This is a genomic window from Nocardia brasiliensis NBRC 14402, assembly GCF_000308475.2.
GTDB classification, from domain to species: Bacteria; Actinomycetota; Actinomycetes; order Mycobacteriales; family Mycobacteriaceae; genus Nocardia; species Nocardia brasiliensis.
Genome location: NZ_BAFT02000027.1, coordinates 197,430 through 212,707, shown reverse-complemented (window position 1 = coordinate 212,707; position 15,278 = coordinate 197,430). Strand labels below are relative to the sequence as shown.

Sequence of the window (15,278 nt, the reverse complement as noted above, 5' to 3'; positions counted from 1 at the left end):
CGCTGCGCTGCCGAGTTTCCGCCGCGCCGAGCACCACGACGAGCGGGAATGTTCTTTGTCGGTGCACGCCGGTAGCCTCTGCCCGTGGCTCTGTACCGGAAGTACCGACCGGCAACGTTCGCTGAGGTAGTGGGTCAGGAGCACGTCACCGACCCACTGAGCACCGCCCTCGACACCGGGCGGATCAGTCATGCCTATCTGTTCTCCGGGCCGCGCGGCTGCGGTAAGACCTCGTCCGCCCGCATCCTCGCGCGCTCGCTGAACTGCGCCGACGGGCCCACGTCCACGCCGTGCGGCACCTGTCCGTCCTGTGTCGCGCTCGGCCCGGGCGGCCCGGGCAACCTGGACGTGATCGAACTCGACGCCGCCAGCCACGGCGGTGTCGACGACACCAGGGAACTGCGCGACCGCGCCTTCTACGCCCCCGCCGAATCCCGGTACCGGGTGTTCATCGTCGACGAGGCGCACATGGTCACCACGGCGGGCTTCAACGCGCTGCTCAAAATCGTCGAAGAGCCGCCCGCCCACCTCATCTTCATCTTCGCCACCACCGAGCCGGACAAGGTGCTGCCCACCATCCGCTCGCGCACCCACCACTACCCGTTCCGGTTGCTGCCGCCCGCGACCATGCGCGGCCTGCTCGGCAAGATCTGCGATCAGGAGCAGGTGCCGGTCGAAGAAGCGGTGTACCCGTTGGTGATTCGCGCGGGTGGCGGTTCGCCCCGCGACAGCCTCAGCGTGCTCGACCAGTTGCTGGCCGGCGCGGGCCCCGAAGGCGTCACCTACTCCAGGGCGGTCTCGCTGCTCGGCGTCACCGACGTCGCGCTGATCGACGACGCGATCGGCGCGCTCACCACCGACGACGGCGCCGCGCTGTTCGGCACCGTCGATCGAGTGGTCGAGGCCGGGCACGATCCGCGCCGCTTCGCCGTCGACCTGCTCGAGCGACTGCGCGACCTGATCCTGATGCGCGCCGTTCCCGACGCGGTGGACCGCGGCCTGGTCTCCGGGCCCGGCGACGTGCTCGACCGGATGCGCGACCAAGCCGAACGGCTCGGCCCCGCCACCCTCACCCGCTACGCCGAACTGCTGCACGAGGCCCTCGGCGAAATGCGCGGCGCGACCTCCCCGCGCCTGCTGCTCGAGGTCGTCTGCGCCCGCATGCTGCTGCCCTCGGTCTCCGACGCCGAATCGGCCACCCTGCAACGCCTGGAACGCCTCGAGCGCGGCTTCGCCGGCGGAGCCGTCCCGCCCGCGCCCCCCACCACAAGCCCCGCCCCCACCACCGGCACCCCAGCCCCCGCCCCGATCCCCGCCCCCGGCTCCGGCCCCGAATCGAACCGCCGCCGCGGCGCCGAAGCCCTCGCCGCCATCCGCCGCGAAGCCGCGGGCAAGGGGGGAGCGGGCGCACCACGCGACGGCGTCGCCCCCGATCCGGGCACCGACATCCCGCAGAGCGCCGCGGCCGGGTCGTCGGCGAATGCACGGCAGAGCGGCGAATCGCGCCCTGGCGAGGCGTCGCAGCCGACTGAAGCGTCGCGCTCGGCTGCAGCGCCGCACCCGAACGAGGCGTCGCGCCCGAGTGAAATGTCGCGTCCGGCCGAAGCGCCGCGCTCTAGCGAATCGGACGCGAGCGCCGCGGTATCGGCTGATAGGCACCACTCGTCCTCCGCATCGACGTCGCCGCAGGCCGACACCGCGGTCTCGCAGCATGACCGCGCGGAACTCGGCGCGATGACGGATACCACGCACGGGTCCGCGGCCTCGACGGCTTCCGCGCCCTCTGCGGCAACGTCGGCTTCCGTGGCAGCGGCGGCGGCGCGCGGAGCCTCTCCGGTGGACGCGCCGGCCACCGCCGCTGATGCGGCGAGGTCGCAACAGATCGACGGGGCGGCTGCCGGGCCGGGCGCGCACGCGACGGCCGGCCTTCCCGAGACTGAGCGACCGGGCGAGCCCACTGCCGGCCAGGTGCCTGCGACTCCGAGCGGCGCGACTGCCGAACGCGCCGAATCGCAAGTGGCGCAGCATGTTTCCCCGTCCGCGCAGGGCGGCGGGCCGCGCGCCGCCGGAGCGGCGGACGGTTTCGATGGCAGCGCCGAGGGATCGGCTGCTGCGCCGAGCGGCGATGCGACTTCGCACGGTACCCATGGGGTACCTGGCGGGGCTGCCGACCCCCAAGCGCCCGCCACAGCAGGGGGCGTGGCCTCCGGCCAGGCCGCGCCGACCACACAGGGCGCGCCCGCCGGCCATTCCGCGCAAGTCGCGCAAGGTGCGCCCGTCGAGTCGGCCGCGCCGGTAGCGCAGGGCGGACCCGCCGCGCAGCCGACATCTGCCCCGCAGAGCGCGGCTGCCGCGCAGGGTGCATCCGCCGCACAGGCGGCACCAGCCGTACAAGGCGTATCCGCCGCGCAGTCTGGGCCGACCGCACCGTCCGCGGCTGCCGCGCAGGTAACCGGCGCGCAGGCTGCGCCGAATGCGCAAGGTGCGCAGTCTGCGGCCGCCGCACCAACCGCCCTGGACGTATCCGCCGGGCCGGCTGCACAGGCCGCGCCTGACGCGCAGTCCGGACAGGACGGGGATCTGCTCCGGGAGGTCGAGGGTTCTTGGGGGGATATTCGGGCCAAGGTGCGGGAGTTCGGGGCTGCGGTGCAGGCGATGCTGGCGGGGGCTTCGGTGGCGCGGATCGAAGGCGATGTCATCGTGTTCGCGCATCAGCATGCGCCGCTGGCGCAGCGGCTGTCCGATCCGCGCAACGTGGAGGCGGTGCGGTCGGCGGTGCGCGCGGTGCTGGGACGTGAGCTGGATGTGCGCTGGGAGGCCGGGGGCGCCGCGACCCGACCCACGGCCGCACAGCGGGCGACCGGGCAGGCGAAACCGCAGCGTGCGGCGGGTCAATCGGCCGGTCGCGAGGCCGGTGCCGCGGGCGGGCGGGGCTCGGACGCGCCCGCGCCGCCGCGTTTCTCCCGGCCGAGCCAGGCCAAGAATGCCGCCGCGGATAAGGCCGCGAACCGGCCGCGGTCGTTCGGCGACGACGATATTCCGCCGCCGGACTTTCCCGATCTACCGGATGATCCCGGCCCTTTTGACGGTGCGCCGGCCGAATCGGCGCAGCCCCCGACCGGCAGTGACACAGGCAGCGGCAACGGCTGGGCCGCCGACCGGGCGGTCCCGGTCGACACCCCCGAGGACGAAGAGGAGATGATCCGCGCCGCGGCGGTGCCGGTGGCGCCCGAGGATCGCCGCGACCCCGACGAGGTCGCCCTCGAATTGCTGAAGAGTGAGCTGGGGGCCACACGCCTGAGTGGTTGACAACCACCGCCGTCACGACGTTAAGTTAACCGGAGTTCGCACGCCACGCTAATATGAACGGGTGGCCGTGAGCTCCGGTACGACGAGGTTCTATGGTAAGCCCAGGCGTATGGGCGATCGGAACCTGCGTCCGCCGTCGCATGCCGCGTTTTGTACAGCGTCAGGACGGTCGGTCGCAGGACCGGTCGGCGAGGTTACCCGCGCCTACGCCGCATCGCGCGGGGTAGGCGCACAGAGCGCTCGGGCGGACCACGTCCGGCCGCCGCACCTTTAAGGAAGGAACACTCCGATATGACCACAGAGGCCTACATTTACGAGGCCATCCGCACTCCGCGCGGCCGCGGCAAGAAGAACGGCTCGCTGCATTCGGTCAAGCCGATCGACTTGACTGTTGGTCTCATCCAGGAGCTGCGCGGCCGTTTCCCCAACCTCGACGAGGATCGGATCTCCGACCTCATCCTCGGTGTCGTGAGCCCGGTCGGTGACCAGGGCATGGACATCGCCCGCACCGCCGTGACCGTGGCCGGCCTGCCGGACACCGTCGGCGGCTTCCAGCTGAACCGCTTCTGCGCCTCCGGCCTCGAGGCCGTCAACCTGGCCGCGCAGAAGGTGCGCTCGGGCTTCGACGATCTGGTGATCGCCGGTGGCGTCGAGTCCATGTCCCGGGTCGCGATGGGCTCCGACGGCGGCGCCTGGGCGCTGGACCCGGCCACCAACTACGACACCTACTTTGTGCCGCAGGGTGTTTCGGCCGACCTGATCGCCACCATCGAGGGCTTCAGCCGCGAGGACGTGGACGCCTACGCGGTGCGCTCGCAGGAACTGGCCGCCAAGGCCACCACCGGCGGTTACTTCGCCAAGTCGATCGTCCCGGTCAAGGACCAGAACGGCATCGTCGTGCTGGACAAGGACGAGCACATGCGTCCGGGCACCACGTCCGAGGATCTGGCCAAGCTGAACCCGTCCTTCGCCGTGATCGGTGAGATGGGCGGCTTCGACGCCGTCGCGCTGCAGAAGTTCTACTTCGTCGAGAAGATCAACCACGTGCACCACGGTGGCAACAGCTCGGGCATCGTCGACGGTGCCGCGCTGGTGCTGGTCGGCACCGAGGAGGCGGGCAAGGCCTCCGGTCTGACCCCGCGGGCCCGCGTCGTCGCGACCGCGACCAGTGGCGCCGACTCGACCATCATGCTCACCGGCCCCACCCCGGCTGCCAAGAAGGCGCTGGCCAAGGCGGGTCTGACCATCGAAGACATGGACCTGGTCGAGATCAACGAGGCGTTCGCCTCTGTGGTGCTGAAGTTCCAGAAGGACCTGAACGTCCCGGACGAGAAGCTGAACGTCAACGGTGGCGCGATCGCCATGGGCCACCCGCTGGGTGCCACCGGCGCGATGATCACCGGCACCATGGTCGACGAGCTGGAGCGCCGCAACGGCCGCTACGCCCTGATCACCCTGTGCATCGGCGGCGGCATGGGCGTCGCGACCATCATCGAGCGCGTCTAGTCCCAACCGGCAGCTGAGAATACAAGGAGACACAGAGCTGTGACCAGCACCGAAACCAACATGATCGGTTGGGAGCAGGATTCGGACGGCATCGTCGTACTGACGATGGACGACCCGAACCAGGGCGCCAACACGATGAACGAGCTGTACAAGTCGTCGATGACCGCGACCGTCGAGCGGCTCGAGGCCGAGAAGGACAGCATCACCGGCGTGGTGATCACCTCGGCGAAGAAGACCTTCTTCGCGGGCGGCGACCTCAAGAACATGATGAAGGTCGGCCCGGAAGACGGCCAGGGCGTCATGGACGAGCTCAGCACCATCAAGGGCGCGCTGCGGCGCCTGGAGACCCTGGGCAAGCCGGTCGTCGCCGCCATCAACGGTGCGGCGCTCGGCGGCGGCCTGGAGATCGCGCTGGCCTGTCACTACCGGATCGCGGCCGACGTGCCGGGTTCGCAGATCGGCCTGCCCGAGGTCACCCTGGGCCTGCTGCCCGCCGGTGGCGGCGTGATCCGCACCGTGCGCATGCTCGGTCTGCAGAACGCCCTGATGCAGGTGCTGCTGCAGGGCCAGCGCAACAAGCCGGCCAAGGCCAAGGAGATCGGCCTGGTCAACGAGGTCGTCGGCACCGTCGAAGAGCTGGTTCCGGCCGCCAAGGCGTGGATCAAGGCGAACCCGGACAAGGGCGTGCAGCCCTGGGACGTCAAGGGTTTCAAGATCCCCGGCGGCACCCCGTCCAGCCCGGCTTTCGCGGCCAACTTGCCCGCTTTCCCGGCGAACCTGCGCAAGCAGATCAAGGGTGCGAACATGCCTGCCCCGCGGGCGATCATGTCCGCCGCGGTCGAGGGTTCGCAGGTCGACATCGACAACGCCTCGCTGATCGAGTCGCGCTACTTCGTGCACCTGCTCACCGGCCCGGTCGCGAAGAACATGATCCAGGCGTTCTTCTTCGACCTGCAGTCCATCAACAACGGTGGCTCGCGGCCGAAGGACGTGCCGAAGAAGGACATCAAGAAGATCGGCGTGCTCGGCGCGGGCATGATGGGCGCGGGCATCGCCTACGTCTCCGCCAAGGCCGGCTACCAGGTCGTGCTCAAGGACGTCAGCATCGAGGCGGCCGAGCGCGGCAAGAACTACTCCGAGAAGATCGAGGCCAAGGCCCTCTCCCGCGGCAAGACCACGGAGGAGAAGTCCAAGGCGCTGCTCGACCGGATCACCCCGTCCGCCGACGCCAAGGACTTCGACGGCGTGGACTTCGTGATCGAGGCCGTCTTCGAGAACACCGAGCTCAAGCACAAGGTGTTCCAGGAGATCGAGGACATCGTCACCCCTGACGCGCTGCTCGGCTCGAACACCTCGACCCTGCCGATCACCGGCCTGGCCAAGGGTGTCAAGCGCGAAGAGGACTTCATCGGTATCCACTTCTTCTCGCCGGTCGACAAGATGCCGCTGGTGGAGATCATCAAGGGCGAGAAGACCTCGCCCGAGGCGCTGGCCCGGGTGTTCGACTACACCCTCGCGATCAAGAAGACCCCGATCGTGGTGAACGACAGCCGCGGCTTCTTCACCTCGCGCGTGATCGGCACCTTCGTCAACGAGGCGATCGCCATGCTCACCGAGGGTATCGAGCCCGCGACCATCGAGCAGGCCGGCCTGCAGGCGGGCTACCCGGCCGCGCCGCTACAGCTGTCGGATGAGCTGAACATGAAGCTCATGCAGAAGATCGCCAAGGAGACCATCGAGGCCGCCGAGCACGGCGACACCACGATGGGCAAGAAGCGGCATCCGGCGCAGGACGTCATCGACTACATGGTCGGCGAGGGTCGTCCGGGTCGCCTGGAGAAGGCGGGCTTCTACGAGTACGACGAGAACGGCAAGCGCACCGGTCTGTGGCCGGGCCTGCGTGAGCACTTCAAGACCACGGCGGACTTCACCGTGCCGCTGCAGGATCTGATCGACCGCATGCTGTTCGCGGAGGCGATCGAGACCCAGAAGTGCTTCGACGAGGGCGTGCTGGAGACCACCGCCGACGCGAACATCGGCTCGATCTTCGGCATCGGCTTCCCGGCCTGGACCGGTGGTGTGCACCAGTTCATCGTCGGCTACCCGGGTGGCCAGGCGGCGTTCGTCGAGCGTGCCGACTACCTCGCCAAGACCTACGGCGAGCGTTTCGAAGTTCCGGCCTCGCTGCGCAAGTAGTACGAATGGCAAAGCCCGCCACCGCGACTCGCGGTGGCGGGCTTTCGCCGTCTTCGGGGCTTGACGGACCCGTGCCGCCCTGTACACCGCGAATCGGGGACGGAAAGACTACGGGGATAACGGAATTCGCCGGTTTGTGCGGTGTTCACCCGCCGGTACCGTGCGGTGATTAGCGTGATGCGGATGGGACGACGGGTAGTGCGCGGGCAGACGTTGGTGATCGCGGCGCTGGCGATGGCGCTCGGTGCGGTACCTGCCGCGCGGGCGGTACCCGAGGCGCAGGCCGGGCCCGGCGCGGGGGCCGTGCGGCTGCTCGGCATGCAGCTGGTACCGAACGACCTGGTTTTCCAGGGCACCGCGGTCGGTGGCCTGTCCGGGATCGACTTCGACTCCCGCACCGGCGATTACGTGCTGATCAGCGACGACCGCTCGGAGCGGAACCCGGCGCGCTACTACACCGCCCGCTTCGCCGTCGGCCCCGACGGTCTCGGCCCGGCGAGCTTCACCGGCACCCGCCCGCTGCTGGCCGCGAACGGCGCGCCCTACGGTCCGAAGTCGGTGGATCCGGAGGAGATCCGGGTGGATCCGTGGACCGGCAACTACTTCTGGACGCAGGAGGGTGAGCGCACCGCCACCGTGCTCGCCGACCCCTCGGTGCGCGTGTCCCGGACCGACGGCAGCTTCGCGGGCGAGCTGCCGATCCCGGACAACGAACGGATGCAACCGAATTCGGGCCCGCGCCAGAACAGCGTGCTGGAGGGTGCGACCTTCGCCGCCGGCGGCGCGCTGTTCGTCACCTCGGTGGAGGCGCCGCTGCTGCAGGACGGCCCGGAGCCGACGACGACCGCGGGCGCACCCGCCCGCCTGACCGTGCAGGCCAGGACCGGTGCGCTGCTGGCCCAGTACGTGTATCCGCTCGAGCCGGTGTTCGCCGAGTCCAGGCCGACGCCCGGCCAGGGCGGTAACGGCATCGCGTCGATCCTCGCGGCCGATCCCTACGATCCGTCGAAGATCCTGGTGCTCGAACGGGCCTTCGTGGTCGGGGTCGGTAACAAGATCCGGATCTACGAGGCCGATCTGGGCGGCGCGACCAACGTGCTCGACGCCCCGATCGGCAATGCCCGCCCGGTGACCAAGCGGCTGCTGGTCGACCTGGCCGACGTCGGGTTGCCCGCCATCGACAATGTCGAGGGGATGACCTGGGGGCCGCGTCTGCCCTCCGGTGAGCGCACCCTGGTCCTGGTGAGCGACAACAACTTCGCAGCGAACCAGATCACCCAGCTGATCGCCCTCGCAGTCCGCTAGCCGCATCGGGGCACTGCGACCGCGCCGCTGGACCCGGCGCCCGCCCGAGCGCTGGTCGGCAACTCCTCCCGCGCCTGTACCGAGCCGACGCCGCCGGTCGGTAGCGGATGCCGCGCTTCACCCCACGCCAGGCGTCAGAATGTAATGGAGCGGCTCTCGTTTCTGTGCGCATCGGCGGCGAGTCCCCGCCGCGTGGCGCTGACCTGGGCAGAATTATCCGGAGGGTGGTGGTGGAAATCATGCGGATTCGAAACTTCTGCCGACTGATGCCGGGCCGCGCTACGTTGGAGTATGCGCAGACATATCGGACATCGCGAGGGTTCTCGGGATGTCCGCGGTCGGCGCGCCAGTTGGTCGCCGGTGACGCCGATTCGATGTGAGTTCGAGGTGGTCACATGAATCCACGGACGCGTTCGGACGAGGTCGGTCCCGACTCGACCCCTGCCGACTCGGACACCCAGCGCCACCCGCTGCTCGGCATCGCCGACGAGCTGGAGGCGATGGGGCTCGCCGAGGCGAAGGAGATCGGCCGGGGTGGATTCGGCGTGGTGTACCGCTGTGTGCAGCGGACGCTCGAGCGCGTCGTCGCGGTGAAGGTGCTCTCCTCGGAGATCGAGGTGGAAAGCCGCGAACGCTTCCTGCGCGAGGAACAGGCCATGGGCCGATTGTCCGGCCATCCGAACATCGTCGACATTTTGCAGGTCGACGTCACGCCCAGCGGTTTGCCGTTCATCGTGATGCCGTACTGCACCCGTGGCTCGCTGGAGCAGGTCATCCGCGATCAGGGCCCGCTCACCTGGGCCGATTCGCTGCGGGCCGGGGTGAAGCTCGCGGGTGCGATCGAGAGCGCGCACCGGGCCCAGATCCTGCACCGCGACGTGAAACCGGCGAACGTGCTGCTCAGCGGATACGGCGAACCGCAGCTGACCGATTTCGGGATCGCCCGCATCCCCGGCGGTTTCCAGACCTCCAGCAGCATGATCACGGGCTCGCCCGCGTTCACCGCGCCGGAGGTGCTCAAGGGCGACGATCCGACGATCCGCTCCGACGTCTACGGCCTGGGCGCCACCCTGTTCGCGCTGCTCACCGGTCATGCGGCGTTCGAGCGGCAGGCGGGGGAGAAGGTGGTCGCGCAGTTTCTGCGGATCACCACCCAGCCGGTGCCCGATCTGCGCGAGCACGATATTCCCGCCGACGTGGCCGAGGTGATCCAGCACGCGATGGCGACCGATCCCGCCGATCGCCCCACGACGGCCTACGACTTCGGCCAGCTGTTGCGTTCGGTGCAGCGCGATCACGACCACATGCCCGACGAGATGGCGTTGCTGGAAACCGTCGCCGCGCCCGAGCCGATCGATCGTCCGGCCGAGACCTCGTCGTCGCGCCCCGCGGTGACCGCCCGGCGCAGTTGGCCGTTGACGTTGCGGCCCGCGGTCTCCCAGCACACCGGAGGTGGACGGCAGGCGGGCACGGGGGCGACCCTCCCGCCCACCGCCGCCACGAAGTTCCGGCCGCCGACCCCGGCGCGGGAACCGGCGCCCCGCCCGCGCCTGCTGGACGTGCTGCGGGCCGGCGGCAGGCGCAGGCTGGCCGTGATCCACGCGCCCGCCGGGTTCGGCAAGAGCACGGTGGCCGCGCAGTGGCGTACCGACCTGACCGAGCGCGGTATCCCGGTCGCCTGGCTCGGGGTGGATCACGGTGACGACAACGAGATCTGGTTTCTCGCGCACCTGATCCAGGCGATCCGCCGGGTCCGCCCGGATATCGGCAACGGCCTGGATCAGGTGCTGGAGGAAAGACCCGCCGACGCAGCCGCTTTCGTGATTTCCACGCTGATCGACGAGATCCATGCGAGCGGCAGCACCCTGGTCGTGGTGGTCGACGACTGGCATCGGGTCACCGACACGGGTGCGCACCGGGCGATGGACGCGTTGCTGGACAACGGTTGTCACCATCTGCGCTTCGTGGTGACCAGCCGGGAGCAGTCCGGCCTGCCCACCAGCCGGATGCGGGTACACGACGAATTGGTCGAAATCGGTTCCGCCGCACTGCGCCTGACCGCGGCCGAGACCAGGGAGATCCTGGTGCAGCGGCACGGGTTCGCGCTCACCGACGGCCAGGTGTCGGAGATCCACCGGACCACCGACGGCTGGCCCGCCGCCATCCAGCTGGTCAGCTTGTCCCTGCGGGGCAAGACCGATCCGGTGCAGCTGCTCGCGCAACTGTCCGGCGGTAATCACGGCATTCGCGAGTATCTCGCCGAAAACGTCCTGGACACACTGGAACCCAGGATGCTCGACTTCCTGATGTCGATCGCGGTGACCGAACGGGTGTGCGGTTCGCTGGCTTCGGCGCTGTCGGAGGACGAGGACGCCGAACAGCTGCTCATCCAGGCCGAGCAGCGGGAACTGTTCCTGCGCCGGATCGAGCACGACCCGGAATGGTTCCGGATGCAGCCGCTGTTCGCCGAGCATCTGCGCGCCCGCTTGGAGCGCGCGCAGCCGGGAAAGTCGAAAACCCTGCACCGCAAGGCATCCCGCTGGTACGCCGAACACCAGCTGCTGCGCAAATCGGTGGATCACGCGCTGGCGGCCACCGACCTCAAGATGGCGCTGGACCTGCTCGAGGTCGGCGGCATGGACCTCATCGACCGGTCCCGGCTGGCCACGCTGCTCGGCACGGTCTCGAAACTGCCGATGCAGCAGGTGGCTTCGCGGTCCAAGCTGTTGATGGCGGTGGCGCGGGCGAATGTGAATCTGCAGCAATCCGGTGCGGCGCGCACGGCGCTGGGCCGGTTGTCGAATCTGCTCGCGCGTGGCGCGGCCACCGACGAGGACGTCAAACAGCAGCGCTGCCAGGCCGCCGTGCTCGGCGCCGCCGATCAGATCGCCAGGGACCGGACCGAAGGCGTGCTCGATCGGGTCGCGGACTGCCTGCAGAGCCCGCAGGACCTGCCCGCCTGGACCGTGTCGACCGCGGCGAATCTGACCTCGTTCGTGCGGTTGTGCGAGTTCGACTTCGAGGGCGCGCGGTCCATCCAGGACTGGGCGGCGGAATATCATGCGCGGTCCAAGGATCCGCTCGGTGCGGTGTTCGGCTTGTGCGGGCGCGGCGCGGCCGCCTACGAGCAACTCGACATCGCCACCGCGACACAGTGTTTCCAGGAGGCGTGGGAGGTCGCGAAGGCGCGCTCGGGTCCGCGCTCGCACGCGGTGCGGGTCGCGGCGGCGCTGCTCGGTGAATTGAACTACCGCCGTGGCGATCTGGACGTGGCCGACCAGCTGCTCGACGAAAGCCATCAGCTGGTCGCCCGGGTCGGCCCGGTGGATTTCCTCATCGCGACCTTCGTGGTCGGCGCGCGGGTGAAAGCGGTACTGGGCGACCTGTTCACGGCCGCGGCCCGGCTCGACGAGGGCGCGCGGATCGCCGCCGACAACCGGTTGACCCGGCTCGGCGCGCATATCCGCGCCGAACGGGTGCGCCTCGGACTCGCGCTGGAGCGCGACGACCAGTCCGCGGAAGCACCTGCGGGAGCGCTGCATCCGGGCCACCGGATGACCGGTGCCGCCGTGCTCGCCGCCGAGGCCGAGGAGATCGCGGCCATTCGTACGCTGCTGGCCGAGGGCAGCCTCGGCTCGGATGATCGCGCGGTGCGGCGAGCGCGCGCCCTGTACGCCCGCATGGTCGACAAGCACCGCCCGCGTGCGGAATTGGACGCGGCGCTGTTGCTCGCCGAATGTCTCGCCGCCTCCGGCTGGGTCGGCGAGGCCACCGGCCTGCTCCTGCCCGCGGCCGCGACCTGCGCCGAACTCGGCTGGACCAGGCCACTGCTCGACGCGGGACCCGGTGTCGTGTCCATCCTGCGCGTGCTGCGCGCCGAAATGCCCACCGCCGCAGCACACACCGGAGACATAGAATTGCCCGCCCGGTTCCTGGACGAACTCCTGGACTAGGGCGGGCAATTCAACTGCGGGACGCCGAACCCCGTGTCAGCGGAGTTTCGTCGCGCTCAAGCTGTCCACCAGGGGCGCAAGGGCACGGTCCAGGTGCCGTCCGGCGGGAGCTTGACGCCGAGCACCTGGTGCAGCTGAACCACGTTGCGCTGGAAGCCGAGCCGGCAACCGGCCATGTACAGGCCCCACACCTTGGCGGTGCCCTCGCCGACCTCGGCGACGCAGGCATCCCAGTTCTGCACCAGGTTCTTGCACCATTCGTGCAGGGTGAGCGCGTAGTGCTCGCGCAGGTTCTCCTCGTGCAGCACCTCGAGTCCGACGTTCTGGATCTCGGAGATGATCCGGCCGGAACCGATCAGTTCGCCGTCAGGGAACACGTAGCGGTCGATGAAGTCGCCCGCCTTGGTGGTCCTGGTGTTGTCCGGCCGGGTGATGCAGTGGTTCAGGAACAGGCCGCCGTCGCGCAGCTTGCTCTGGATGAACTCGAAGTAGTACGGGTAGTTGTGCACACCGATGTGCTCGGTGAGGCCGATCGAGGACACCGCGTCGAAGCCGGATTCCGGGATGTCGCGGTAGTCGGAGTGCCGCACCTCGGCCAGCTCGGACAGGCCCTGCTCGGCGATCTTGGCCTGGGCCCATTCGGCCTGCTCGGCCGACAGCGTCGCGCCGATCACCTTGACCCCGCGCTTGGCCGCGTAGCGCACCATGCCGCCCCAGCCGCAGCCGATATCGAGCAGCCGGTCGCCTTCCTTCAGCCGCAGCTTGTCGAAGACCAGGCGGTACTTGTTCTCCTGCGCCTGCTCGAGGGTCTGCTCCTCGTTCTCGTAACACGCACAGGTGTAGGTCATCGAGGGGCCGAGTACGTACTCGTAGAAGGTGTTCGAGACGTCGTAGTGGTGGTGGATGGCCTCGGCGTCGCGAGTCTTCGAGTGCCGCAGGCCTTCCAGTGCGATCCGGCGCCAGCGCGGCAGCGTCTCCTGCGGCGGCGGCGCGATCGGCTTGAGCCGTTCCCAGCCGAGCGAGCGGGCGATGGCGAGCAGCGCCAGCGCGGACGGACGCCGGAACTTCAGGCTGTCCATCGCCTTCAGGATGTCGTACGGGTCGCCGGGGTGCACGCCCTCGGCGGTCATGTCGCCCGCGATGTAGGCGCGCGCCATGCCGAGATCGCCGGGCGCGGTCGCCAGGTAGTTGATGCCGCGCGGCGTCTTGATGTCGAGTTGGTACTTCGAGTCCGCCGGGCCGGTCGTGCTGCCGTCGTAGGCGGTCAGCCGGATCGGGACCTCGCCCTCGATCAGCGTCTCGAAGATCTCGGCAATGCTGAGTTTGGTCCCGAGATCGGCTAAGACGTCAGAACGGTCCTTGAATGTCGTCATTTGCGTTGCACCGCCTTCGAATACAAATCCAGCAGCCGCTGGTCCGGGTCGTAGCGTTTTTTCAGTTCGGTGTAGGTATTGCCGCCGTACAGCGCCGCGAACTCATCTTTGTCGTAATAGGAATCCGAGTACAGCGACTTATGTCCGTCGAAGTCGGTCACGGTGCGCTCGATCGCCCGGTTGGCCGCCCCTTCCGGCGCACCGGGGACGGTGGGCACGGCCGACCAGAATCCGGCGTTGACGTAGGTCCGGTTCGGCTCCAGCGGGTACAGCGGCCAGGTGCGTTCCGTGCTGCCGGAGGTGTCGCCGGTGTCGCGCAGGCGCAGCGGGCACAGCCAGATCGGCTCGATCGGGATCTCGCGCAGGAACCATTCGACGAAGTCGGCGGTGCGCTCCACCGGCACCTCGATGTCCTGGACCACCCGCTCGCGCGGCGGGTTGCCTTTGCGCGCCTCCAGCTTGTCGGCGATGTCGTACTTGTGGTCCAGCGCGATGAGCTTCCAGTAGAAACTGCTGCGCCGGTAGCGTTTCGGCCAGAACCGGCGGATCTTCGGGTTCTGCGTGCCGAAGGCGCGCGAGCACCAGAACCAGTCGGTGTCCCAGCGCCACAGGTAGTCGTGGATGGTCAGCCGGTCGCGTTTGGGCGCGGCGTCGTCGTGCTGGATGGACCGGTAGTAGATGTCCATATCGGTGTAATCGCTGACCGGGCCGGGCTCGTCGGTCTGCCGGCCCAGCGTCAGATAGCTCTCGTCGGCGGTGAACACGACCCCGTCGAGGTAGTCCACCCGCTCGCCGTCGTAGGAGCGTGCGATGACGATGTCGGCGAGCGTGCGCTCGAGCTCACGCAGGTCGTGGAAGCGCAGATGCCGGAGGGCCACGAAGGGCAGCACCGTCTCCAGCTCGATCTTCAGCCGGACCGAATAGCCCAGGGTGCCGTAGGAGTTGGGGAAGCCGCGGAACAGATCCGCGTGCTCGTTGTCGGGCGTGGCGGTGATGATCTCGCCCGCACCGGTCAGGATGTCCATCTCCAGCACGGACTCGTGCGGCAGGCCGTTGCGGAACGAGGTCGACTCGATGCCGAGGCCGGTCACCGCGCCGCCCAGGGTGATCGTCTTGAGCTGCGGCACCACGAACGGCGCGAGACCGTAGGGCAGGGTCGCCGCGACCAGGTCCTCGTAGGTGGTCATGCCGGCCACGTCCGCGGTCTTCGCGACCGGGTCGACCGCGATGACCCCGGTGAGGCCGGAGACGTCGAGTCCCGGCGCGGGGTTCTTGGCTCTGGCTCGGAAGAGATTGGAGGTTTTCTTCGCTAAACGGACATTTGCGTTCCGGGGAATAGCGCGATAACTCGCCAAGAGTCGCTCGACCCCAGCGTGGTGCGCGGTAAACCCGGATTCGCGTGCGACCGGCGCGCGTCCGGCCTTGCCCAACAGACTCACTGCCACCCCTCGACGCTAGTACGCACCGCATTGTCAGACCACCGCGAGGGCGGGGTCCGGGGAGAAATGTCACGCATATGTTGCGAACCGGAATATCGGCCCGGGTAGAGAAGTTCGCCACACGGCTGCACCGGTATACGGCGTGGCGGCCGCTACAGGGCAGGATGTACACCGGTCGAGTTACCGTACCCGGACAA

At 69.0% G+C, this 15,278-nt stretch carries 7 protein-coding genes; 5 read left to right on the top strand and 2 right to left on the bottom strand.

All coding sequences use genetic code 11. From position 1 onward, the window contains the following. The first annotated feature begins 84 nt into the window (after nucleotides 1-84). The 5 genes from TY25_RS44765 (at nucleotide 85) to TY25_RS07400 (ending at nucleotide 12,269) form a co-directional block, all read left to right on the top strand. Nucleotides 85-3,309: a DNA polymerase III subunit gamma and tau gene (locus tag TY25_RS44765; protein WP_081868727.1), complete on the top strand. Its 3,225-nt coding sequence runs from the start codon at nucleotides 85-87 to the stop codon at nucleotides 3,307-3,309. A 291-nt stretch (nucleotides 3,310-3,600) separates the two neighbouring features. Further along, nucleotides 3,601-4,815, top strand: coding sequence for an acetyl-CoA C-acetyltransferase (locus TY25_RS07415; RefSeq protein ID WP_042255073.1), 1,215 nt, complete (start codon nucleotides 3,601-3,603; stop codon nucleotides 4,813-4,815). 60 nt (nucleotides 4,816-4,875) lie between these two features. Then, nucleotides 4,876-7,011: a 3-hydroxyacyl-CoA dehydrogenase NAD-binding domain-containing protein gene (locus TY25_RS07410; RefSeq protein WP_042255242.1), complete on the top strand. Its 2,136-nt coding sequence runs from the start codon at nucleotides 4,876-4,878 to the stop codon at nucleotides 7,009-7,011. A 183-nt stretch (nucleotides 7,012-7,194) separates the two neighbouring features. Beyond that, on the top strand, nucleotides 7,195-8,316 hold the full coding sequence (locus tag TY25_RS07405; protein ID WP_042255241.1) for an esterase-like activity of phytase family protein: 1,122 nt from the start codon (nucleotides 7,195-7,197) through the stop codon (nucleotides 8,314-8,316). Between the two features lie 395 nt (nucleotides 8,317-8,711). Then, nucleotides 8,712-12,269 carry a serine/threonine-protein kinase gene (locus tag TY25_RS07400; RefSeq protein WP_042255072.1) on the top strand — a complete coding sequence of 1,186 codons (3,558 nt, stop codon included), beginning with the start codon at nucleotides 8,712-8,714 and terminating at the stop codon, nucleotides 12,267-12,269. A gap of 56 nt (nucleotides 12,270-12,325) precedes the next feature. On the opposite strand, the gene TY25_RS07395 is transcribed toward TY25_RS07400, so the two are convergent. Together TY25_RS07395 and TY25_RS07390 are read right to left on the bottom strand one after the other, a co-directional pair. Next, nucleotides 12,326-13,642, bottom strand: a complete 1,317-nt coding sequence (locus TY25_RS07395) for a class I SAM-dependent methyltransferase (RefSeq protein WP_042255071.1) — start codon at nucleotides 13,640-13,642, stop codon at nucleotides 12,326-12,328. Beyond that, nucleotides 13,639-15,081 (bottom strand): FAD-binding oxidoreductase, encoded by a 1,443-nt coding sequence (locus TY25_RS07390; RefSeq protein WP_042255070.1) that lies wholly within the window; start codon nucleotides 15,079-15,081, stop codon nucleotides 13,639-13,641. Before TY25_RS07390 ends, TY25_RS07395 begins: the two co-directional genes overlap by 4 nt. Nucleotides 15,082-15,278: the final 197 nt, after the last annotated feature.